Below are 21,304 nucleotides of genomic sequence, written 5' to 3' on the forward strand. Positions count from 1 at the left end.
CCTCTTGTGTTAAATTAGGCAACTACGGCAGGGTTGCCGGTATAGCTAAATTCTGTCAATAGCATGCCATTATGATATAATTAAACCTTGTAAACTTCAACTTTAGGGCTGTCAGCTTCCAACAAGAAAGGAAGAGTTCCATGATTTCATACGCCATTCTCGGCATTACGTTTCTTTATGTAGTCATTCAGATCATTATTTATGCCTTACGGCAGCGCAAACCGCTGACCCGTGATGACATTGATGAGCGTCTGCTGGCTGCGCTGAACGGAGGCGACCATGCCGGTAAATAAGAAGAAACCCGTGACGTTCCGCCCCTTTAAGACTCCGCGGTATGCCTTTGACAAGCTGCGTATCTGCCGCCGGTGCAGCCGTTATACTGCGCTCGGTGAAGAACGGTGCGGCCATTGCGGCCATGCTTCGCTGACACCAGTAGAGAAGCATGCTGTTTCCCTTGCCGGACGTAAAATGCATACCCGTCTTCTTCTCATCCTGCTGCTTACTCTGGGTTCGGTCTATTTCGGCCAAAGTCTGCAGCAGATGACGCTGTGCGGTGCCGGCGGCATCGTGCTGGCCGGACTGCTCTTGCTTATGCAGCGCAAAGTACGGCAGAACGAAAATCTGTATGCACTGAATGAGCTGCTGGGCCGCAGCATAGACAGCCTCAGGGAAGGCCTGGAGATCAACCGCCAGGAGGCCGTGTCCGTTCTGCGGGAGAACGATGTGTTGGCCTATGAGAAGCTGCGCGAAATCTCGATCCTGCTGCGCGGTGACCGGGTCGCCCGCCAGCGTGTCGCTCTGCTGCACGGCTTTCAGCTGCGCAAGGATATGAACCTGGAGCTTGAACAGCTGCTGCTCAAGGATTTCGAACCGCTGCTCGCCGAATATATCGGCGAGATTGCCAGAGTGCGGCCCGAGCTGATCAAGGACCGCACGCTGCGCTATGTCAAAACCTATGAAGTACAGATTCTGGAAATGGACCGTGGCCCAGCCATTCTGACGGCTGTGGCGGGAGCGGCAGTGCGGTTAAAACGTTACGCTCTGCTCTACTCGGGCATGATCGGACGATACATACAGGAGCTTCCCAAGGACCGTTTTATGCGTCTGAGCCGGATGATATCCGCCAGTCCCTATGAGGCCTGGAACGGCCTGGACCTCAAAGTGGCGGAGGTCCGCGAAGCCAAATACCGCTGGGACCCCGATTTTTGAATAGAGCACTGTCAGCCGGAAAAGGGGCTACTATAATATGACGATCAAACAGGTCTTAACCCTGCGGAACTTTATGATCATTCTGTGTATATTCATGCTGGCCCTGCTGGGGCAGAAGGCTCTCAGGCTTCACAGCAAGATCGAGACGGTGCGGGAAGCCGAGCGGCTCTATGCCTCGGGAGATCTGATTGCCGCCGAGAAGCGTTACCGCCTGGCAGCCGCTAATGCTTCCATTCTTTACAAGGAAGACCAGATTGCCGCGAGACTTAAGGAGCTGGCTCCGATTACGGCGATCCGCAGTAGTCTTAGCACACTTACACTAAAGATTGAAGACCAGCTGACGACCAAGGATTTTGGCGGTTTTATGGAGAGCTATGCCTCTCTGCTGAGTCTGAAGAGCCAATATATGAAACCAAGCGGACCCTATGAAACCTATTATCGCCAGCTGTCAGGAGATTCAGGCATTTCGGATCGGCTGGGGATAGGTTTTCAGCAGTTCAAGGCGCAGTTTCTTGCCGAACTGGCGGCAAGCCAGCGCGGCAGCAGCACCGATAATGATGGAGACAGCTTCAAATGGAATCTGCTGAGAATTCCCGATGTGTATCTAGGCGGAGCTGATGCCAAAAAAGATCTGCTGGCCACACAGTTCAAAGCGCATGACACCGCCCAGCTGAAGGCGCTTGCTGCGGCAGGCAGCTTCTCCCCCATGCTGGATTACGCTTTATCCCTTACCGATGCCTATAGCAGCCACAGCTATACGGCTCCCTGGGTAGCCAGCCAGATTGAAATGAGCGCCAAGCTCATTCTGCGTAAGGATGTAGACGGCGATCAGATTGCCGCCTTCTCTACGCATGCTGCAGCGTACCGCAAATATGCCGCCTCGGCTGGCCTTGCTGCCTCGAAGGTGCTGACTCTAATTGACAGTACCACCTCCAAGCTGCTCCGAAGCGCCGCGATGCTGGTACGCAGCGGCGGGTACGCGGAGGCCATTCAGCGCTACAGCGACCTGGCCCAGCTTCAGGACACGGGTGCTGAAATCTCCGCAGCACAGCTTGCGTGGAACATTGCCGAACCCGTCCGCCTGCTGCCCGGCGGGGAGGAGCCTGGTAAGTATACGCATGTTGTTTCCGTCAGCGGGCGTTACGGCGCAAAGCTCGCCGTAACCGGAACAGACAGCAGCGGACGCCTCTACTATGCGGATTTAAGGAATGACGGCACCGTAACTACACGGACCGGAGATCCGATACCCGGCTTTGAAAGTCTCCGCAGCCTTGCTTTTGATGACCCATTGTCCGTCTACTCTGAAGTGCCGGTGGTAGTCGCCGCAGGCAGCCGCCAAGACGGGCGGACCTCTTTCACGGCCTACACCATCAGGCCTGAAGGAATCTCCCTGCTCTTCTCGTTTGCCGGCAACAGCTACGAGTTCCAACCGGACGATGCTTCCATCCGTGTCACCAATGCAGATATGGGAGACGGTTCGGAGGGCCGTACTGCCATATTCCGGCAGACGAATGGAGTCTACCAGTTCTCTGAAATCTACCAGGAGTATCCGCTTGTGGACGCTTCTGAGCTGGAGCTTCACCCCCTGGAGACCGTTGTCCTGAAGGTTGATATTTATATCGATTCCAACGGCAGACCCGTAGTAAGCGCGAATGGGCGCTTCCTGGCCCTGCAAGGAAATGTGGGTACGGTTACGGGTCCCGCCTTGGCAACCGGCCAATTCCAGTATAGATTCGATTATGTAGGAACCGATACAGGGGAGCAGTACGTGCCTGTATTTGTAGTCGAGTCATTGGGGAGTATGAATCCAATCCCCTAAGTACTCTAATACTATTGTTGGAGCAGCGTGGTCATGCACGCTGCTCCTTTTGATGTCTGCAATGATTTCATTATTTTTTCATTATTACGGGATATAATGAGCCTTATAAAGAGCGGCTGAGGAGGCAACCATGCGTATTCTATTAGTAGAAGACGATACCAAACTCGGGTATATGATCCAATATAAACTGCAGCTTGCAGGCCATCTGGCAGAATGGGCCCGCAACTCGGATGAAGCGGAACTGTTCTTTTCCTCTGCAGAATTCGATCTCTACATTCTGGACTGGATGCTTCCCGGCAAAACTGGCCTTGAACTATGCAGGCAGCAGCGCCGACTGAATGACAACACGGCCATTCTGATGCTGACGGCACGCGGCGAGATCGAGGACCGCGTCAGCGGACTGCTTACCGGAGCGGATGACTATATGATCAAGCCTTTCGCCTTTGAAGAACTACTGGCCCGTATTACGTCCCTGGACCGCAGAAAACAAACCCAGGGTTATGTGAACCAGTATACGGTCAGCGGCCTGCGGCTGAACCCGGCCACACAGGAAGCAGAACGTGCTGGGGTTACCTTCACCCTGACTAACCGCGAGTTTCAGCTTTTGGAGTTTTTCGCCCGTCACCCCAATGAGGTTCTGTCCAGAGAGCGGATTCTTAATTATGTATGGGGTAACAATGCCGATGTTACTCTGAATGCGGTGGATGCGGTGATCAAGCTGCTGCGCAAAAAAGTCGATGACCCCTTCCCTGTGAAATTGATCAGGAGTGTGCACGGAAGAGGCTACCGCCTGGTAGATACCGGAGCTGTCCATGATGATACCTAACACCCGCAGGCAATTAACCATCTTTTACAGCACTATGATTGGATTGATTCTGCTCATCATGGCGGCTTCCTTCTATTGGGTACTGACCGATGTGATGCACAGGGATGAGAGGCATAATCTGGAGTCCGCCGGGCAAAAGGCCGTAAACGAATGGCGTAATCATTCACCGGGGCCGCAGGATAAGGAGGAAATCCGGGAGCAGCGCCAGACGGACAGCCACCGGATGGAATGGGAATATCTGCAAAGTGACCAATTTGCAGTCATTACAGATCCTTCATGGACGATCTTCGTTCATTCGCCAGAGGGGAATAACCTGCTGCTCAAGCCTTCCTTCCAGAAGCTGCTGGATGCCCAAGGGAGTAAAAGCTACATTCATCTGAGCATCTCTTCGGGTAACAACAGGACGAATTATGCGGTACTGCGTGTGATGACAGGTGATGAAGAACATCCGTTTCTCTTGCTCGGGGAAGAGGTGAGCAAACAGGAGCATTTATTGAAGGAGATGAGGCTGCTCCTCATCGGGATCACTCTTCTCCTGCTGGCGGTGGCCACAATCATAGGATATATACTAGCCGGCCGGGCTATGCTTCCCCTCAACCATGCGTTTATCCGGCAGCAAAAGTTCACCGCTTACGCCTCCCATGAGCTAAGGACACCCCTAAGTGTACTTCAGCTGTCGGTGGACATTCTGGAAGAGGAACAGCACAAGCTTTCACCGGTCCATCAGACGGTGCTCCAGGATATGAAAGAAGAAATACAGCGCATGACACGTTTAACCGGACAACTGCTCACGCTGGCCAGAAACGATTCCCCTCTGCAGCAGATGAGACGAGAGTTATTCGACCTGAAGCATAGCCTTTCTTTTGCAGCCGCAAGAATGCAGCTGGTGGCTCAAGAGAAAACTGTGCAGCTGCAGCTCCATATCGGCAACACGGAAGATACCTTTACCTGTCTGGGCGACAGTGAACAGATTGATCAGCTGCTTTATATTCTTTTGGACAATGCAATCAAATACTCTGCGGAGGGAGGCACAGTCACACTGGGGCTTTCCCGGAATGACAACGGCACTGTGAATGTAATCATTCAGGATACGGGCTGCGGGATTCCCGAGGAGGATCTTCCCCACTTGTTCGAACGGTTCTACCGGGTAGATCAAGCCCGCACAAGAGAGCATGGTGGCACCGGACTGGGACTCGCCATTGCACACGAGATCGTCAGCCGGCACGGTGGCAGAATCGTCGTAACCAGCACCCTTCATCAGGGGAGCATATTTACGGTCATCCTACCTGAAACCCAGCGAATCCTTAGGCAACCACTCAAGTAGAAAATGGAGGTATTACTATGTTTACTGAAGTCTTTAACCACATCCATCCCATTGTTGTACATTTCCCTATCGCTCTGATCCTCATCGGATTTGGATATGATCTGGTGGTGGCCCTGAAAAAACGCACTTTGAATCCTGCCGGAGGGTTATGGATGTGGCTTCTTGCTGCAGCGGGTGCCTGGGTCGCTATAGCAACCGGACCGGATGATGATGCCCGCGGCGTGACTTCATTTATTGAGCCTCACGAGACACTCGCTACTCTGACCGCTTGGGCAGCTTCTCTGATCGTTGTGTGGAGATTGATAATGTTCTGGAAGGGCAAGCGGGCTTTTGTGAAAGTTCCGCTGGTGCTGTACTTAGCCGTCTCTCTTGTCGCTTGCGGGCTTGTGCTGGGAACCGGATATTACGGCGGGAAAATGGTGTACACAGATGGCGTGGGCGTCTCAGCCAACGGCGCTGCAGTCAATCCTCCTGTGCAAGGTAATCATAAGTAACAGCGATAAGAAGCCGGTGCCCCCTATACAAGGTGAGCACCGGCTTCGTTGTGATGAACGTCCTGTTTGGCATGCTGCCGCCTGGCATCGCTATTCTTTTACAGCACCGACAACAATCCCGGTTACAAAGTACCGCTGTAAAAAAGGATAAACCATTAAAATCGGCAAGGCGCTTATAAAAATCTGTGACGCCCGGAGGGTACGCTGCGACTGATTGGCCACGACGTTCGGATCAATCTGCGACATATCTGCCTGCACAATAATTGTCTGCATAAAGGTCGCCAGCGGGAGCTTAGAGGCATCCTTGATATAGATAATCCCGTCGAAGTACGAATTCCAATGTCCGACCATAATGAACAAGGATACCGTGGCAAGAACCGGCAGGGACACCGGCAGATATACGCTATAAAAGGTGCGGAACTGCCCTGCCCCGTCAATAAAGGAGGCTTCTTCCAGATCTTTGGGCACCGTACGGAAGAAATTCAGCAGCAGGATAATATTGAACACAGCCACCAGTCCCGGAAGGATCAGTGCCATCAGGGAATCCATCAGCCCAAGCTTCAGAATCAGAATGTAGCCGGGAATCAGACCGCCGCTGAACAGCATGGTGACGACAAAATACCAGAGATAAATATTGCGGGCCCGGAATACACGGGTTTCCTTGGAGAGCGCGTATGCAGCAATGGTATTCACAACCAGGGCAAGCGCCGTTCCCAGCACGGTCCGTTCTACAGACACCCACAGGGCGGAGAGAAAGTTGCTGTTATTAAATGTTTTTGTGTAGGCTTCTAGGGTAAATCCGATCGGCCAAAAGGTCACCATCCCGGCATTGGCCGGAGCTGTCGAACTGAGTGATACCATCAGCAAGTGATATAGCGGAAGCAGGCACAGCACGGAAATAACCGTCAGGAAGACATTATTGAATACGCTGAATATGCGGTAAGACGCCGTTTTGTGATACATAGGATGTCATCCTTTCTAAAAGATTCTGTAGCCGGCAAACCGGTATGCCAGACGATAGGAGATCACGATCAAGATTAGGCTTATCGCCGATTTGAACAGATTCACCGCAGTGGCAAAGCTGAACTGTCCGCTGAGCAGACCCTCTCTGTAGACAAAGGTGTCAATAATATCCCCTTGCTGATAGATCAAAGGACTATAGAGGTTAAACACCTGGTCAAAGTTCGCGTTCATCACGTTGCCCAGCGCCAGGGTTGCCACCACGATGGCAATCGGAATCAACGCCGGAATGGTAATATAAATCGTCTGCTTCCAGCGCCCTGCCCCATCCACTTCCGCCGCTTCATACAGGGAGGGATTAATGCCGGACAGCGCGGCCAGGAAAATAATCATGTTGAACCCGAATTCTTTCCAGACATCACTGAAAATGATCGTGAACCGGAACCAGTTGCCGTCACCCAGGAAGAAAATCGGCTTCACACCGAAAACACTGGAGATGAACTGGTTGATAAGGCCCGTCTGGGCAAGCATATCAATCAGAATTCCCGACAGGGTAACCCAGGATAAAAAGTGCGGCAAATAGACAAGCGTCTGAATGGTTCGTTTGAGCGCCATCTTTCTGACCTCATTCAGCAGTAAGGCGAAGAAGAACGGGATAATCAGGTTCATCACCATTTTGGAGCAGGCGAAGAACAGGGTGTTCCATGTAATCTGCAGGAAGTAATCGTTCTGCCACATGTATTCGAAATGTTTGAGTCCCACCCAAGGAGAATCAGCGAATCCGAGCGCCGGCTTATAATCCTGAAAGGCCATTAGAATTCCGCCCATGGGAACATAAGAAAAAATAAACACCATAACGGCCGCCGGCAGCACCATAAAGTGGAGCACCCACGGCTGCTTATACCCTTTTTTCCTCGATAAGCGCGGCGTTTTTCCAGGATTCACCTGCTGTATAGTGTTAGCTTCCATCGCTCTCTCCCGCTTTCAAAAAATTATTTTGTGTGTTGTATGAATCTCTGATATAAATAGTAGCAAGCATTTCTAAGGTTTGACTATATTACTTTGTTAGGCTCGCATAGGGATTTATTAGGGCATCGTCTGGGGGGACAAAGATGGGTCTAAGTAAAGCTATTAACTTCGCTAAGGAAAAATCCTGGAGCAGATTTAGTTTGTTCGCCAAAATGAACAGTCTGATCATTGTGCTGTTTGTGCCGATCATCATCGTGTATACGTATTCCAATAACGTCACTTACGATGTAGTCAGTAAAGAGCTCCAGGAATCCAATACCAAACAGCTCACTTTTTTATCCAGTCAAATCGATTCACGGATCAACCAGATGATGGATTTCAGCCTGGTATTCTCGAAAGATCCGAATGTCAGGAAATTCAATGGCCTGAATATGTGGGAAGACCGTTACGACCATATGCAGACCCGTTATGTCATTCAGGAGAAGATGATGCTCCAGTCCGGGTTAACGGATATCTGGCCTTCCCGATACGCTGTATATTCCCAGCAGAACAAGGATGTCATTTCCAATTACGATAAACCTACAGGTTATGATGAACACTACTTGAAGCAAAATATGAGCGGCAAATGGACATACAGCGACGGCCAATCCGGCTATCCGGGGAAAACCAAGGCTTTTTACTGGTTCTATAGCGATTCTATTGCTCCGCAGGGTACGTTTACGGGAAGTGATCTGGTCGTTGAAGCCAGCTTCAGCTATGAGAATATCCAGAATATGCTGGATACGTATAAGGCAGGGGGACAAGGGGACCCGTTCTTCTATCACAAAGGCGATAAGCCGATCCTGAACCGCAGTGCGGACCAGCGCCTAACCGGTGATTTGATTACTTATCTGAATGAGCATTCACCGGACAACAGCACGCAGCATGTAGTGAAACTGGAGAATAAAAATTATCTGGTCAGCTCGGTGAAGTCCACTAATCTGGATTGGTATCTGGTTGACGTTGTACCGCTTGACCGTATTCTCGGGCCTATATCCGGCAGCCGTAATTTATTCTATGTATCCATGCTTCTGCTCTTTGTTGTTGGAATCTCGGCTTCCATTCTGCTGTACCGGAACGTTCAACAGCCTATCAAGAAGCTCATCAAAGGGCTTAGACGTGTGCAGCGGGGCGACTACACTGTGCGCCTCCACTCCGACGATCAAAACGAATTTTCGTTTCTCTTCCACCGGTTCAATGATATGTCTCATCAGATTCAGGACCTGATTGAAAATGTCTTCAACGAAAAAATCCGTGCCCGTGAGGCTACCCTGAAGCAGCTTCAAGCTCAGATTAATCCGCATTTCCTCTACAATTGCCTGGGATATATTATCAATATGGCCCAAATGAAGGATGAAGAAGCCGTTGTATCGATGGCTTATAACTTAAGCGCTTACTATCGCTATACTACCCGGATGGAGCGGGATACAGCCACCTTGGACGACGAAGTCAAACTGCTGGTTAACTATTTGGATATTCAAAAGCTGCGCAATGGCCGAATTGATTATCATATTGATATCCCCAAAGAGATGCTAAAACAGTCTATCCCGCGTCTCCTGCTGCAGCCCATTGTGGAGAACTCGGTTATCCACGGGGTCGGAAAATCGTACAGCTCCGGTGAAATCAGAATCACCGGCGAGACTACCGAAGGCTTCTGCCGGGTGTATATTGACGACGATGGGCCGGGCCTGAGCCAGGACCAGCAGGAAGCACTTAACCGGAAGATGCGGGAGCCGCTGCGCGAGGAAATGGGCTGCGGCCTTTGGAATACGAATCAGCGGCTTATTCACCAGTTCGGTAATCAATCCTTTCTGTATTTCAGGGAATCACCGCTAGGCGGTTTCCGGACAGAGATCATCTGGGAGATTCCAGCTCAGGAAGAGTATCACCTGTACACTAACCAACAAGGAGACACACAGCATGCAAATGATCATCGTTGACGACGAAGCCCACTGGGTAGATAACCTGTCCATGACCAAACCCTGGCACACACTGGGAATCGAACAAGTACACAAGGCATATTCCGCTACCGAGGCGCTTCAGATCATCGAAACGCACCCTATAGATATTGTGATCTCAGATATTCAGATGCCTGAAATGACGGGACTTGAACTGATAGAACGGATCCGGAGACGGGACAAGAAAATCAAATGCATCATCTTAACCGGGCATTCGGACTTCGAATTCGCCAAAACTGCCATTCAGCACAGTGCAGTGGATTATCTGCTTAAGCCTCCGACAGACCCTGAATTACTGGGTGCCGTCCAAACGGCAATTGATCAATTGAATGCGGAGTGGGAGCTGGTCAGCTCCCTGGAGCGGACCCAATATACGCTGAGAGAGAACCTGCCGCTGCTGCGCGGCCAGTTGCTTCTGAGTGCTCTGCAGGGGCAGCGGCTGCCAGCCGACGAATGGGAACGCAAGCTGAGGAGCTACGGTCTCCCCTTCAGCCAGGGGGACTGCGCCTTGATGCTTGTCAGGATGGAGGAAGAATTCGGACAGTATAAGAATAACGGACAGCCGCTCATTGAATATGCAGTCATTAATATGGCGGAAGAGATTATTGGTGAATTCATGGAGGTCTGGGGCGTCAAGGAAGAGCATGGATATCTGGTCTTTCTGCTTCAGTTGAAGAAACGGGCAGCAGATCTGGGGACAGAAGGCCTTCTGGAGCAGCTGTCTGTACAGCTCCAGTACAAGGTAAAACAATTCCTGAAAGGGTCGCTGTCTATAGTGATCACAGAATGGTTCAAGTTCCCTGAACAGTTGTATGACCGGTTCCGCCAGGCCTCGGCCTACTTCCGTCAGATTGTCGGGGATGAGCGGGAATTCGTTATGCGGGTCAGTGAACCCGGCGAACAAGCAGAGCAAGGACCGCTGGATGCCCTCTACACGCCTCCTTCCCTGATTCATCTGCTGGAATCCGGGCATTGGGAAGCCGCCGAGGCCAAACTGATGGATGTATGTGCAGAACTGGATGAGAAATGGCCTGAATCCTGGGAGCACTGCATGGAGGCCGGATTCCTAATCTCGGCGGCCTTCTCCAACCTGGCACACCGGAATGGACATACACTCGGGAAGCTGCTGGGGACAGATATTGAAGAGCTGCAGAGCGGGGAAGCCTTTTCTTCCATCAATAAGCTCAGAGTATGGTCCTTGAGCGTGCTTGGCAAGCTGAAAGAGGGAACCTCAAGCGAAATCAAAGACATCCGTTCCCTCTACGTGAAGAAGATCCAGGAGTTTACGGATAAGAATCTGCATCTGGATGTTTCGTTGCGGGTCCTGGCAGACCATGTTAATCTGCACCCCACCCACTTATCCAAAATTTACAAGATTGAAACAGGTGAAGGCATCAGCGAATATATCTCACGCCTGCGTATGGACCGGGCCTGTCATATGCTGAAGACTACCGGTAAAAAGGTGTATGAAATCAGCACGGACATAGGCTACATGGACCCCGCCTACTTCATCAAAGTATTCAAACGCCAGTTTGGAGTGACACCGCAGGAATACAGGGACGGGAAAAAATAGCATGATAGAGTCCTATCAAAACTAAGAAACTCATATAGATGCCCTCCCCTCAAAGTTGGTACAGTACACATGTAAGCATCATACACAGTAGGGGGACATGATGAATGAATACATTCCAAAAATTAGGCTCGTTGCTCGCTGTCACAGCTCTCGTCACACTTACAGCCTGTAACGGAACATCCAATGAGAAGGCACCCAAAGACAATGCCGCTTCCAATAGTGCAACTACCTCTGAAGCCGACGCTGCCTTCGCCAAAGGCAAATACGATCCGCCGATTGAGATCAGTTCAGTACTTATGCCGAAGAAGTACGCCCATGGCGACACGAAGGAAAACAATGTACATGACCGCTGGATGCTGGAGACTCTGGGAATCAAGCATAAAGATACCTGGTATCCCGCGAATGACGACCAATACCGGCAAAAGCTTCAGCTAGCGATCTCCTCGGGCGAGAAGCTTCCGGATTTCGTATCCGTACCTACCAATCCGGTGCTGACTAATCAATTGATTGATTCCGGCCAGTTCATTGCGATTGATGATCTGTTTGACAAATACGCCAACAAGACACTGAAAGACCATGCTGCTGCACACCCTGAGCTCTGGTATCCTTTCATGAGAGACGGCAAGAAATACAATATGCCGATCATGGAATATACCGACAATGACGATACCCTGCTCTGGCTCCGTGAGGACTGGATGGAGAAGCTGAATCTTAAGGCACCCAAGACTATTGCCGACTTAGACAATATCATGGACAAATTCAAGAACCAGAACCCTGACGGTCTGGCTCCCGATAAAGTGTATCCACTGGCCATTTCGCTGAAAAATAACACAAACACCTGGATGGGCTCGCTCGACTGGCTATTCGGAGCTTACGGAACCATCGAGGAGCAATGGAACATGGATGCGAATGGCAATCTGGAGTATGGTTCTGTGAACCCGGGTGCCAAGCAAGCCCTTGCAAAGCTGAAGGAATGGATGGATAAAGGCTATATCCATGCCGACTCCGCTCTGTGGGATGAAGCGAAATCCGCTGAGAGCTGGACCAAAGGCATGGCAGGCATTCTGCCGGGAGCCCAATGGGTTCCAGACTGGCCCGCTCCCGATCTGCTTAAGAATGTGCCGGGATCTAAGTACAAAGCTTACCCCATTCCTGCCGGACCTGATGGCAAGATCGGCACTAAATGGCAGAATTCCGGTGTAAATGCCAGTATCATGATCAATAAAGATGCTAAGCATCCGGAAGCTATCTTCCTGTACTATAACTATTTGCTCGATAACGTGGCGAATCCGGCCGCAGGCAGCCCATATGAATACGGCTTTGCCAAGGGCTACGATTGGGATATCATTGATGGCCAGCCTACCAGCGATAAAGACAAGATTAAGGACTTCAACAATGAGTTCCCGTTCCTGACCGGTCCGGCCCGTATTCCTGATCTGTACATGAAAACACTCGTTAAGCTGGCAGACGGCGAAAAACCGGTAACCCCTTATGAGAAACAAATGGCTGAGTTCCGCAAGCCGGAAAACTGGGCAGCCGCCAAGATCGTAATGTCACAGAAAGATATCCGCAAGCAAAACTATTTCACAGGTGCAGCTACGCCGACCATGGTCTCCAAGTGGAATCTGCTACGCCAGTCCGAGATGGAAACCTTCAACAAAATCATCTACGGCAAATTGCCGGTTGATGCATTTGACGAATTCGTTACCAACTGGAAAGCTAACGGCGGCGATCAAATCACGAAGGAAGTTAACGATTGGTACAAATCGGTATCTGCCAAATAATTAGAAGCCGGGAATAATTGGAGTAGAGCAGTATCTAATAAAAACGGGCAGGACCCGGCAGCTATGAATGCTGCCGGGTCCTGCCTTTGCTTTGGGCTCATTTCCTACAATTGACGCATCTCTTCCAGCACTTCCATAACCTCTGCTTCCTCAACCGGAACCGAATACGAGCCGTCTGCAAAACGCTTCATCGCCCCGATACCGTCCTGGAACACAAACCGGATGCGGCCGCTGCGCACTTTTTTATCCGTATACATCTTGTCCATCAGTTGTCTGTTCGAGACCTGATCTGGAATGTCCGTCGGTAATCCTGCCTTCTTAAGCAGTGCAATGACGCGCTCTGCCTGTTCTTCGGTCATGTACCCGCGCTTCACTCCCAGCTTCGCCTGGATCACCAGTCCCACCGCAACGGCCTCTCCATGCAGCAGCGTATAACCGCTTACTGCTTCGAGCGCCCGGCCGGCCGTATGGCCCAGATTCAGAATCTGCCGCAGATTGCTCTCATGCTCGTCCTGCTCCACTACTTCGTATTTGATCCGGCAGTTGGCCAGCGCAATCCGCTCACAAACTCCGGCATCAAGCACCAGCTGCCCGCGATCCGATATGACCTTGCCCAGATTCTCCTCCAGATCGCTGAAAAAACCGGCATCCCCCAGGCAGGCATGCTTGATGGTTTCGGCCAAGCCGCTTCTGAATTCACGGGCCGGAAGGGTGCGCCAAGCGGCTAAATCTATGTATACCTTGCGCGGTTGGTGAAACACACCGATCAGATTCGTGGCCACCGGCGTATTCACACCCGTTTTGCCGCCGACCGACGCATCCGCTGCAGCCAGCAGGGTGGTTGCATAATTCAGGCTCGGTACTCCCCGACCAAAGGTCCCGGCCAGAAATCCGGCCAGATCGGTCACAGCTCCGCCGCCCACGGCGATGATGCAGGAGTCCCGCCCATAAGCGCGTTGCAGCAGCTGATCCTCCAGCAGGGCCTTGGTTTCCCGGGTTTTCGAGGTCTCCCCCGCCGGAAAAGAAAACAAGTCCGCCTCCAAACCGTTTAGACGCAGCCGTTCAAGCAAAGGCCGCCCATAGAGCGGTTCCACCGTGGAATCCGTAATAATCGCATATTTGCTTACATTCGGCACTAGCCCCTGCTGTAAATCCTCAATCAGCGAATCAAACAGCCGCTCACCAATCTCAATCGCATAGGAGTGATCGACCACCTTTTTTAGTACAACCTGAAAGCTTCGGGACATGGCACAACCTCTTTTCCCCAGACTTGGACATGATGTAGAGTACATTCGCCCGAAGTGGAAAATTCTCCTGCTTCTCCCTGCATGCTTTACTTATCGAGTAGCAACATTATCATCAATTACACTTGCTCATAACACTCTCCAGAACGATGGGACCCAGGGTATTCGTTGTAGAGTTGGATAGACGGACCTGTACGGAAGCACGCTCCAGCGGACCTGTGATATCATCAATCCGGCCAGCCCAGGTTGGATTCTCCGTTCCTGCAGGAGCCGGATGCAAACGGAATCGCCAGCTGATCTCACCCGCCACTTGAGCAAATCCCTCATACCTGTCGTAATTTCCTAAGGAGGCTGGCTCCGGTAAGTATTGGGCGTGAATGCTCAAGCTTGTCCGCTCACCTCCGACATCCCTAAGTACACGATAAACCAGAGCTACACCTTTGGCGTTGACCGGCATATTTTCTTTGGCACTCAGTATGAGACTGCAAGGATACTTACTCTCTGGGGGTGCGGCTTGTACGGCCACTGGGAATATAGCTGCCAGCAGCAGGACACAAATCCATAACAGTGGTTTTTTGATGGTACTCCCTCCTTTTTCGAAAGGATATTCTTCCCCACGCCATCCACGAATATGCCGCTTATGCCATACATTAAGGCCTTCTAGCATAAGATCTCCTTACCTCTAACAGCCTTTATTGCTTAGAACAACAGACGTTTCGATCTGGCGCTCCGGAATATTCCAGTATTGGTTCAGCAGATTTCTTTTCTCGTCTGGCTGCACAAGATTGAAACCATTCTTAGTATAAAAGGAAATCGCCCAATCTGCCGCTTCCCACGTACCGATCAGGATGGGCTTATCTGTACGTTCTATGATGTGCGTTAGCAGTCTTGTCCCGATGCCGCCTTGGCGCTGGGCCGTTCGAACATAGGCGTGTCTGATCAAGGCTACTTCGCCTTTGTCCTGAATTCCCATCACACCGCACAGTTCTCCCTTGTCTTCAAATCCCCAAAAAACGACTCCATCCTTCATTTCGTGATCGAGTTCAGCTCTGCTCATATAAGGTTCATGATACCGGTCCTCCGGAATAACCCCCTGGTATGCCTTAGCGGCATCGTTGATAATCCGGTACATGTTCTCCTCGTCTTTCTTCTCACACAATCGAATCATCCGGCATCTCTCCTTCCTCATTTAGCAATCTGGACGGGGATAGGTGTGCTCAGCAAAATAGCAGCATTCCACGAAATGATTTCTTTCATAGAACCGTTTAGCCCCCTGGTTGCTTGCTGCCACCCGCAAATAGATAGGTCCCCCTGGCAGCAAACTGCTCATACGGTTAACACAGCTCTGCAGGAGGATTCGCCCAAATCCCCGGTTCTGAAATTCAGGAGCAACAACGACATCACGGATATATTGACCTTCCGAAATATACGCCCCAACCAATTGACTCTGCAGCCAAAAGGACCGGACTCCCCCGGCCGACTCATACCGGGTAAGTGCTCTCAGAAAGTGCTCAGGGTTCTTTTGGTACCGGTCTGTTTCCCATCCATTGTCTTGAAGTAATTGATGATAGGCCCCGTCAAATAAAACAATAAACGGCTCCAGCATATCCGGTGTGAACCCCTGCTCCCACAATACAGAAGTTTCATCCAATGAGCCTGGAGAGGATAAGTCATACTTGAACTGATACCCCTCCATATCCGAGGTAAAACCAAGCGATCTTATACATTCAATAATTTCTTTATTTCCACCGTATACATTACAGCACAATTCTCTGCACTCTTCTGCTATGTACGGCTTAATACTGTCTTCTATCATTTTCAACAATGAGCCGATCCCGTCCGTTCGAATAAAAGCAGCATAAGCAATGACGCAATCGTCGTCCTCTGCCAAACAGAACACACCCTGATTATCCCCGGACTCTTCATGGTACACAACCGTTACCTTCTGTTTGGCAAAAGCCTCTCTGACAAAATCCTCTGCTCCCGTTGAAATTAGCGAAACGAGCTGCAATATTGGTTTGCTATTCTCTTGCTCCATCTCTACTTCTCCTTCATTTCCGGGTTGGTGGTAATGAGATGAAACAGCCTGTCGCTCCGGCTCCCGATTTGTTCAGTTAGATGAAGGATCGTCTCATTAAGCGTCAGCTTGGAGAATGACACACCCAAAATACTCACCGTTCGGTTCATAGACTCCCCCTGCTTTCCCAATCTTCCAGCACCGCCCAGCTCATTGCAGCTTGTCCCTGTAAGCCGTGCATAGTGCCGATATACGTTGTATGATTATGTATTCCCGTTTCAAGGTAGTGCCGTACGACCTCTTTGGTAGAGGCTGTAACCCGCTGGTTCAATACGTTACCGCAATCCACCCACATCAGCCGCCCCTCATCACTCTCCATCAATCTGCTGCCAGACTGTACCTCTCCTGTAAAAATGTACTGTATGCGAATTTCGCTCTCATCCTTGATTCTATGCACAATGTACCTGAGTTCCAGACCGGCAAGCGCGTGTTCCGCCAGACCTGTCTCTTCCTCAATCTCTCTGAGGCAAGCCCGCTTCGGTTCGCTGATCTCCTCCCCCTCCATATGCCCCCCGATGGGAACGAGCTGTCCGGGAAGAAAAGCGCTGGTGGATTTCTTTTGCAGAAATAACATCTCTCTGCGCTCATTCAATAAGAAGGCTACGGCCATTTGTCTAAGCTGCATCCAAGTTCACCTCTATAGTAAGGATATCTATAAGGGAAATTATACCATGCGTGTTGGGAATAGATAAGTGTAGGACTTCCATTTGCAGGAAAGAACCCTCCCATTCCAGAATAAGAATTAGAGAGCTTACTATTATTAGGGGGTAATGATTTTGCATATTAACGTACTGGACAAGGGCTATGTCCGATTGGTTAACCATATGGGCAGCGATCTGACCGTTGTGAATGCGGCGCGCGTATCCTATGCCAAACAATCTGAAGCACTGACGGAAAAAGATATCCGGCTGATTCAGTTTCTCGCACGGGAAGGCCATACTTCGCCTTTCAGACATGCCGTAATCCAGCTGGAAATATATGCTCCGCTCATGGTCGCCAGGCAGTGGTGGAAATACGTTGTAGGTTCAGCCCATTATGAGGGCACCGGAGATAGCCTGGAGGCGTGGAATGAATCGAGCCGCAGATACATTACAGAAGAACCCGCTTTTTATATTCCATCTGCCGGACAGTGGAGAAGTGCACCGGAGAACTCCAAACAAGGCAGCGGTGACCTGATAGCATGGGAGCTAGGTGAGAAATATACACAAGAGCTTATGGAATACGTCCAGTTGGGCATACAGAAATACGAAGCTGCTCTAGCTGACGGCATATGCGCTGAGCAGGCCAGACTGTTCCTTGCGGCTTACGGCCTGTACGTGCGTTGGTATTGGACGGCTTCCCTGCAGTCCGTTGCCCATTTTTTGAACCAGCGGCTGGAGCATGATGCCCAAAAGGAAATCCAGGACTACGCGAAGGCCATCCTGGATATCGTAAAATCATTGTTCCCCGTAGCGGTGGAAGAGCTGCTGTCCAAATAACAGACTTGTTGCTTATTACTCCTTATCCGCCGGATGGAAGGATTTCAGATAATCGTGAACCTCTTCATTTGGCGTCTGAAGCAGTCCGGCAAGCAACTTCTGAATGGAACGCATCGCTGCAATCCGTTCGTCGATTTCCATGATTTTGCCCCGGACCCGCTCTCTAAGGGCCTCAGCATCCATGTCCTGGCCGAGCATATGCAGCACTTCCTGAATTTCTTTAAGCGAATATCCCAGGGACTTGGCATCCCGAATGAACTTAATCTTTACCAGATAATCTTCGGAGTAGATCCGGTAGCCATTTGCTAACCGCCCGGGGACGGGCAGAATGCCGCTGTCCTCATAGTAGCGGATAGTTGCCATGCTCAAGCCGGTCCGCTGAGCCAGTTCGCCTCGTGTCATTCCTTCCATGCCTGTTCTCCCCTCTGTTTTTTGCATACCTGAAGTAGTGAGTGGCTTAGGTGGTCCACCTTCAGTAGAAACAAGGTCTATAGTGGAAAAAGTAGACTTAATCCAAGCAATTTTCTGCTAGATCGATCATTAGTGGGAAAAAGTAGAGTTAATCCGTCCATATTGTCCAATATGCGGTAAAAGAGCCCGAAATAAGTATATTAATTCCAACTAACCTTCTTTAAGGAGCGGATTTTTGCGATTAGGTTTCCTTTTTCCACCTACTTACGCTGCACTTAAAAATTGAATAACGCGATCCCATGAATTCCCTGTTATTCAGAGAATCATCGATTCACGGGGATAGATTCTTAAGTTATCTTACTCCAAGGTCAAGCTGCTATTGGCTCTTCTTAATAAACAATTAATCTGCAACTGATACTATGGAAACAGAATGAAATCAGAGGTGATTCCGATGAAAATACTAATTGTTGAAGACGAACTTCCATTGCTAGAAGCGATCATTGAAATCTATGAAAATGAATCCTTCGAAGCAACAGGGGCTTCGAACGGAGATGAGGGCTGCTACTTGGCGGAGAACGGGAGCTACGATCTTATTGTACTTGATATCATGCTGCCGGGAATGAACGGTCTTCAAATCGTCAAACGGCTGCGGGAAAAGCAAGTGGCGACACCCATCATTATGCTCACGGCAAAGGACAGTGTCGAGGACTCTGTGAAGGGACTGGATGCCGGGGCGGATGATTATGTGACTAAACCCTTTGCCGCGACCCTGCTGCTCGCCAGAACAAGGGCCGTGTTACGACGCCGGGGAACCGTTAATCTGGAGGGCAATATGACATGCGGAGAGATTCAATTGGTCTCCTCTTTGAGAGACGCCTTTGCCCGCGAGGAGGCCTTGAAGCTTACACCAAAAGAGTATGAGCTGTTGGAATTTTTGCTGTGCAATAAAGATCAAATTTTATCGCGAGAGCAAATTTTCGAACGGATATGGGGTTTCGATTCGGAATCGGCCTCCTCTGCCGTGGATGTCTATGTCCATCATTTGCGCAAGAAGCTGGCTCCCTATGGAGGCGACCTCTATCTGAAGACGATCCGCGGAGTGGGGTATCTGCTGAAGGGAGAAGATCATGTTCAGTAAAACCCGCCGCCAGTTGGTGCTGCTGAATTCGGCAATCCTTGTATTGATTTTACTTGTATCGGGCTTGGCCCTGTATACTCAGCTCCGCTACCGGTTATTTCACGAAGCAGATGAAGCTATTCTGAATACAGCCAAAACTATGAAAAATGCATCCATCGACCAAATGCTTCAAGAAGATCATCCCGAACCGGATGCCGACCGGAGGACCTCCTATTTTTTCTGGGACGGGCAAGGAAAGTTGATTATACAATATCCGAAGCATGACTTCACAAGTGAAGAGGCCCAGAGATTTAAGGATGCTGCCGCTGGGGGGGCATTACAGACTGTGAAGACTGGTGACGGCCGGGATTATCTGACTTTGGGTTTTGCTAATGCCTCTAGAGAAACGGCTGGCTCTTTCGCAGCCTCTCATGTCGCTTATGTGGTTGTGGTCAGGAATCTGGAAGAGGAGAACAAAATGCTGGACTCCCTCCGCATGGACCTTGTCATAGGCTGCGCTGCGGGTGTACTCTTTTCGGTACTCATCGGCTTCTTCCTGGCGGGACATGCCCTTGTGCCGATTCGCCGGTCGTGGAACAAGCAGCAGCAGTTTGTTGCAGACGCCTCCCATGAACTGCGCACGCCAACTGCCGTGATTCTGACCCGCACCGAGCTGTTGTTCCGTCATCCGCAGCACACCATTGAAGAGGAGAGCCAGAACATTGCGCTGATCCTAAAAGAAAGTAAACGTATGGGCCGGCTGATTGACGATCTGCTGACCCTGGCAAGAACAGACTCCAACCAGCTACAGATTCACACCGCCCCGGTTCCGCTGCATCTTCTCCTTCAAGAGATCACCGAGCAGTTTGAGCTTCTGGCTGAAATGAGGTCCATTCAGATCCATTCCCAGTTCCAGCCTGCCGAAATCGAGGGTGATGACAACCGCCTGCGGCAGTTGTTTATTATTTTGTTGGATAATGCGCTGAAGTTCACACCGCCGAACGGCTCCATCAAGCTGACCTGCCACAATTCCCCTCACTCTGTCCGAGTCCTTGTGAAAGACAGCGGCTGCGGAATCAGCCCGGACGATCTTCCACATGTGTTCGAACGCTTCTATCGCGGGGATAAAAGCCGGTCCCGCACCGAAGGCGGAACAGGTCTTGGCCTGTCTATCGCCGAATGGATCGTGCTTGCTCATAAAGGGACGATTCATGTCACCTCCCAGGAGGGGAGCGGAACGGAGTTCCAGCTCATTTTCCCCAAGAAGCTGTAGCCTGCTCTCCGGCTGTGTCATTTCAAGTAGAAACGGCTGCGCCGTCCTCAAAAGGACGGTATCTGTTTCAGCGAGAAATATAAGGATAAAGTATCGGGTGAAACTTATACTTTCTTATATTTTAAGAAAATTTCAATAATCCCTTCTTATACTTAAAACATTCACACAAGCATTCTATTGGAGGGATAATCAATATGGCAAAGATGAACAGCAAGTGGGTCATCCTGTGTTCCGCAGCCATTGGAGCGATCTACACTGCAGGCTATTTCACAACGGACACACTGGCGGCTATTCAGCAGCCCGTACCATACAGCCAGGTCAGCGGTTCATCCGGCAATCAGGGCAGCAAGCTGGATAGCCAACCGGCGGGCAGTCAGGTCAGCGTTAATGTTAGCCAACCGACCAGCAAGCCGGCCAGTACAAAGGTTAAGTCCAAGGCTACAACCCCCACCCCCGCGCCTACGGTCAAAAGCAAATATATAAACGGAACCTTCTACGGCGCAGGAAATAACCGGCGGGGGTCCGTTCAGGTCGCGGTGAGCATTAAGAATGATAAAATTACGGGCGTAGAAATCAGTGATTACAGAATGCGTTACTCCCAAGACTATATAGCCGGACTACCCCAAGAGATTATACAGAATCAGAGCGCTAAGGTGCACAATGTATCAGGCGCAACCTATAGCACCAGGGCGTTCAGGGACGCTATCCAAAATGCGCTTGACCAAGCGTTGAACGCTTAACGGAGGGTA

Annotated in this window: 22 protein-coding genes; 13 read left to right on the plus strand and 9 right to left on the minus strand. The window is 50.6% G+C overall.

The genetic code is table 11. The features are described 5' to 3' along the window. Positions 1-140: 140 nt before the first annotated feature. The 6 genes from A3844_RS32810 (at position 141) to A3844_RS17875 (ending at position 5,672) form a co-directional block, all read left to right on the plus strand. Entirely contained in the window at positions 141-293 is a 153-nt protein-coding gene (locus tag A3844_RS32810) for a hypothetical protein (protein ID WP_167374697.1), read from the plus strand. After that, positions 280-1,209: a hypothetical protein gene (locus A3844_RS17855; RefSeq protein ID WP_074108099.1), complete on the plus strand. Its 930-nt coding sequence runs from the start codon at positions 280-282 to the stop codon at positions 1,207-1,209. The genes A3844_RS32810 and A3844_RS17855 overlap by 14 nt, the downstream gene beginning before the upstream one ends. Positions 1,210-1,246: 37 nt before the next feature. Beyond that, positions 1,247-3,028: a hypothetical protein gene (locus tag A3844_RS17860; protein ID WP_074108100.1), complete on the plus strand. Its 1,782-nt coding sequence runs from the start codon at positions 1,247-1,249 to the stop codon at positions 3,026-3,028. 130 nt (positions 3,029-3,158) lie between these two features. Beyond that, the gene (locus A3844_RS17865; RefSeq protein WP_074108101.1) at positions 3,159-3,854 is read left to right on the plus strand and encodes a response regulator transcription factor; all 696 of its coding nucleotides are present in this window, start codon (positions 3,159-3,161) and stop codon (positions 3,852-3,854) included. Next, positions 3,841-5,178 (plus strand): sensor histidine kinase, encoded by a 1,338-nt coding sequence (locus A3844_RS17870; protein ID WP_083606911.1) that lies wholly within the window; start codon positions 3,841-3,843, stop codon positions 5,176-5,178. Before A3844_RS17865 ends, A3844_RS17870 begins: the two co-directional genes overlap by 14 nt. A gap of 17 nt (positions 5,179-5,195) precedes the next feature. Next, positions 5,196-5,672: a DUF2231 domain-containing protein gene (locus A3844_RS17875; RefSeq protein WP_074108103.1), complete on the plus strand. Its 477-nt coding sequence runs from the start codon at positions 5,196-5,198 to the stop codon at positions 5,670-5,672. 90 nt (positions 5,673-5,762) lie between these two features. Here the strand turns inward: A3844_RS17875 and A3844_RS17880 are convergent, their stop codons facing one another. After that, positions 5,763-6,635: a carbohydrate ABC transporter permease gene (locus tag A3844_RS17880; RefSeq protein ID WP_074108104.1), complete on the minus strand. Its 873-nt coding sequence runs from the start codon at positions 6,633-6,635 to the stop codon at positions 5,763-5,765. 15 nt (positions 6,636-6,650) lie between these two features. Then, positions 6,651-7,601: an ABC transporter permease gene (locus A3844_RS17885; RefSeq protein ID WP_074108105.1), complete on the minus strand. Its 951-nt coding sequence runs from the start codon at positions 7,599-7,601 to the stop codon at positions 6,651-6,653. Positions 7,602-7,744: 143 nt separating this feature from the next. On the opposite strand from A3844_RS17885, the gene A3844_RS17890 reads away from it, so the two are divergent. The 3 genes from A3844_RS17890 to A3844_RS17900 all read left to right on the plus strand — a co-directional run bounded on the left by A3844_RS17890 (position 7,745) and on the right by A3844_RS17900 (position 12,955). Next, positions 7,745-9,580, plus strand: a complete 1,836-nt coding sequence (locus A3844_RS17890) for a cache domain-containing sensor histidine kinase (RefSeq protein ID WP_074082920.1) — start codon at positions 7,745-7,747, stop codon at positions 9,578-9,580. After that, positions 9,561-11,171 carry a response regulator transcription factor gene (locus A3844_RS17895; RefSeq protein WP_074108106.1) on the plus strand — a complete coding sequence of 537 codons (1,611 nt, stop codon included), beginning with the start codon at positions 9,561-9,563 and terminating at the stop codon, positions 11,169-11,171. Before A3844_RS17890 ends, A3844_RS17895 begins: the two co-directional genes overlap by 20 nt. Before the next feature lie 104 nt (positions 11,172-11,275). Beyond that, positions 11,276-12,955: a type 2 periplasmic-binding domain-containing protein gene (locus A3844_RS17900; protein ID WP_074108107.1), complete on the plus strand. Its 1,680-nt coding sequence runs from the start codon at positions 11,276-11,278 to the stop codon at positions 12,953-12,955. A 104-nt stretch (positions 12,956-13,059) separates the two neighbouring features. On the opposite strand, the gene aroB is transcribed toward A3844_RS17900, so the two are convergent. From aroB to A3844_RS17925, 6 genes are all read right to left on the minus strand, one after another. After that, positions 13,060-14,202, minus strand: coding sequence for a 3-dehydroquinate synthase (gene aroB / locus A3844_RS17905; RefSeq protein WP_074100222.1), 1,143 nt, complete (start codon positions 14,200-14,202; stop codon positions 13,060-13,062). A 112-nt stretch (positions 14,203-14,314) separates the two neighbouring features. Beyond that, complete coding sequence (locus A3844_RS17910; RefSeq protein ID WP_244169794.1) at positions 14,315-14,866, minus strand: YoqH family protein; 552 nt, start codon at positions 14,864-14,866, stop codon at positions 14,315-14,317. Positions 14,867-14,881: 15 nt separating this feature from the next. Then, complete coding sequence (locus tag A3844_RS17915) at positions 14,882-15,367, minus strand: GNAT family N-acetyltransferase (protein ID WP_074108108.1); 486 nt, start codon at positions 15,365-15,367, stop codon at positions 14,882-14,884. A gap of 21 nt (positions 15,368-15,388) precedes the next feature. Then, complete coding sequence (locus A3844_RS17920; RefSeq protein WP_074108109.1) at positions 15,389-16,237, minus strand: GNAT family N-acetyltransferase; 849 nt, start codon at positions 16,235-16,237, stop codon at positions 15,389-15,391. Positions 16,238-16,239: 2 nt separating this feature from the next. After that, the gene (locus A3844_RS32815) at positions 16,240-16,386 is read right to left on the minus strand and encodes a hypothetical protein (protein ID WP_167374698.1); all 147 of its coding nucleotides are present in this window, start codon (positions 16,384-16,386) and stop codon (positions 16,240-16,242) included. Next, positions 16,383-16,901 (minus strand): NUDIX domain-containing protein, encoded by a 519-nt coding sequence (locus A3844_RS17925; protein WP_074082908.1) that lies wholly within the window; start codon positions 16,899-16,901, stop codon positions 16,383-16,385. The genes A3844_RS32815 and A3844_RS17925 overlap by 4 nt, the downstream gene beginning before the upstream one ends. A gap of 145 nt (positions 16,902-17,046) precedes the next feature. Between A3844_RS17925 and thyX the strand changes: the two genes are divergently transcribed. Further along, on the plus strand, positions 17,047-17,754 hold the full coding sequence (thyX, locus tag A3844_RS17930; RefSeq protein WP_074108110.1) for an FAD-dependent thymidylate synthase: 708 nt from the start codon (positions 17,047-17,049) through the stop codon (positions 17,752-17,754). A gap of 15 nt (positions 17,755-17,769) precedes the next feature. Here thyX and A3844_RS17935 read toward each other — a convergent pair whose 3' ends face one another. Further along, positions 17,770-18,165 carry a MerR family transcriptional regulator gene (locus A3844_RS17935; RefSeq protein WP_074100218.1) on the minus strand — a complete coding sequence of 132 codons (396 nt, stop codon included), beginning with the start codon at positions 18,163-18,165 and terminating at the stop codon, positions 17,770-17,772. A gap of 451 nt (positions 18,166-18,616) precedes the next feature. On the opposite strand from A3844_RS17935, the gene A3844_RS17940 reads away from it, so the two are divergent. The 3 genes from A3844_RS17940 to A3844_RS17950 all read left to right on the plus strand — a co-directional run bounded on the left by A3844_RS17940 (position 18,617) and on the right by A3844_RS17950 (position 21,295). After that, positions 18,617-19,303: a response regulator transcription factor gene (locus tag A3844_RS17940; protein WP_074083318.1), complete on the plus strand. Its 687-nt coding sequence runs from the start codon at positions 18,617-18,619 to the stop codon at positions 19,301-19,303. Next, positions 19,293-20,555 carry a sensor histidine kinase gene (locus tag A3844_RS17945; protein ID WP_074108111.1) on the plus strand — a complete coding sequence of 421 codons (1,263 nt, stop codon included), beginning with the start codon at positions 19,293-19,295 and terminating at the stop codon, positions 20,553-20,555. Before A3844_RS17940 ends, A3844_RS17945 begins: the two co-directional genes overlap by 11 nt. Positions 20,556-20,749: 194 nt before the next feature. Then, positions 20,750-21,295 (plus strand): FMN-binding protein, encoded by a 546-nt coding sequence (locus A3844_RS17950; RefSeq protein WP_074108112.1) that lies wholly within the window; start codon positions 20,750-20,752, stop codon positions 21,293-21,295. Positions 21,296-21,304 lie beyond the last annotated feature (9 nt).

It is taken from the genome of Paenibacillus helianthi (assembly GCF_001909055.1).
Classification (GTDB): Bacteria; Bacillota; Bacilli; order Paenibacillales; family Paenibacillaceae; genus Paenibacillus_AQ; species Paenibacillus_AQ helianthi.

Excerpts from the sequence above, each read along its gene's own strand:
- A3844_RS17900 (WP_074108107.1), top strand. The coding sequence starts at position 11,276 with ATGAATACATTCCAAAAATTAGGCTCGTTGCTCGCTGTCACAGCTCTC.
- A3844_RS17885 (WP_074108105.1), bottom strand. The coding sequence starts at position 7,601 with ATGGAAGCTAACACTATACAGCAGGTGAATCCTGGAAAAACGCCGCGC.
- A3844_RS17890 (WP_074082920.1), top strand. The coding sequence starts at position 7,745 with ATGGGTCTAAGTAAAGCTATTAACTTCGCTAAGGAAAAATCCTGGAGC.
- A3844_RS17895 (WP_074108106.1), top strand. The coding sequence starts at position 9,561 with ATGCAAATGATCATCGTTGACGACGAAGCCCACTGGGTAGATAACCTG.
- thyX (WP_074108110.1), top strand. The coding sequence starts at position 17,047 with ATGATTTTGCATATTAACGTACTGGACAAGGGCTATGTCCGATTGGTT.
- A3844_RS17950 (WP_074108112.1), top strand. The coding sequence starts at position 20,750 with ATGGCAAAGATGAACAGCAAGTGGGTCATCCTGTGTTCCGCAGCCATT.
- A3844_RS17865 (WP_074108101.1), top strand. The coding sequence starts at position 3,159 with ATGCGTATTCTATTAGTAGAAGACGATACCAAACTCGGGTATATGATC.
- A3844_RS17920 (WP_074108109.1), bottom strand. The coding sequence starts at position 16,237 with ATGGAGCAAGAGAATAGCAAACCAATATTGCAGCTCGTTTCGCTAATT.
- A3844_RS17910 (WP_244169794.1), bottom strand. The coding sequence starts at position 14,866 with ATGCTAGAAGGCCTTAATGTATGGCATAAGCGGCATATTCGTGGATGG.
- A3844_RS17945 (WP_074108111.1), top strand. The coding sequence starts at position 19,293 with ATGTTCAGTAAAACCCGCCGCCAGTTGGTGCTGCTGAATTCGGCAATC.
- A3844_RS17925 (WP_074082908.1), bottom strand. The coding sequence starts at position 16,901 with ATGCAGCTTAGACAAATGGCCGTAGCCTTCTTATTGAATGAGCGCAGA.
- A3844_RS17855 (WP_074108099.1), top strand. The coding sequence starts at position 280 with ATGCCGGTAAATAAGAAGAAACCCGTGACGTTCCGCCCCTTTAAGACT.
- A3844_RS17860 (WP_074108100.1), top strand. The coding sequence starts at position 1,247 with ATGACGATCAAACAGGTCTTAACCCTGCGGAACTTTATGATCATTCTG.
- A3844_RS17940 (WP_074083318.1), top strand. The coding sequence starts at position 18,617 with ATGAAAATACTAATTGTTGAAGACGAACTTCCATTGCTAGAAGCGATC.
- A3844_RS32815 (WP_167374698.1), bottom strand. The coding sequence starts at position 16,386 with ATGAACCGAACGGTGAGTATTTTGGGTGTGTCATTCTCCAAGCTGACG.
- A3844_RS17875 (WP_074108103.1), top strand. The coding sequence starts at position 5,196 with ATGTTTACTGAAGTCTTTAACCACATCCATCCCATTGTTGTACATTTC.
- A3844_RS17915 (WP_074108108.1), bottom strand. The coding sequence starts at position 15,367 with ATGATTCGATTGTGTGAGAAGAAAGACGAGGAGAACATGTACCGGATT.
- A3844_RS17880 (WP_074108104.1), bottom strand. The coding sequence starts at position 6,635 with ATGTATCACAAAACGGCGTCTTACCGCATATTCAGCGTATTCAATAAT.
- A3844_RS32810 (WP_167374697.1), top strand. The coding sequence starts at position 141 with ATGATTTCATACGCCATTCTCGGCATTACGTTTCTTTATGTAGTCATT.
- A3844_RS17935 (WP_074100218.1), bottom strand. The coding sequence starts at position 18,165 with ATGGAAGGAATGACACGAGGCGAACTGGCTCAGCGGACCGGCTTGAGC.
- aroB (WP_074100222.1), bottom strand. The coding sequence starts at position 14,202 with ATGTCCCGAAGCTTTCAGGTTGTACTAAAAAAGGTGGTCGATCACTCC.
- A3844_RS17870 (WP_083606911.1), top strand. The coding sequence starts at position 3,841 with ATGATGATACCTAACACCCGCAGGCAATTAACCATCTTTTACAGCACT.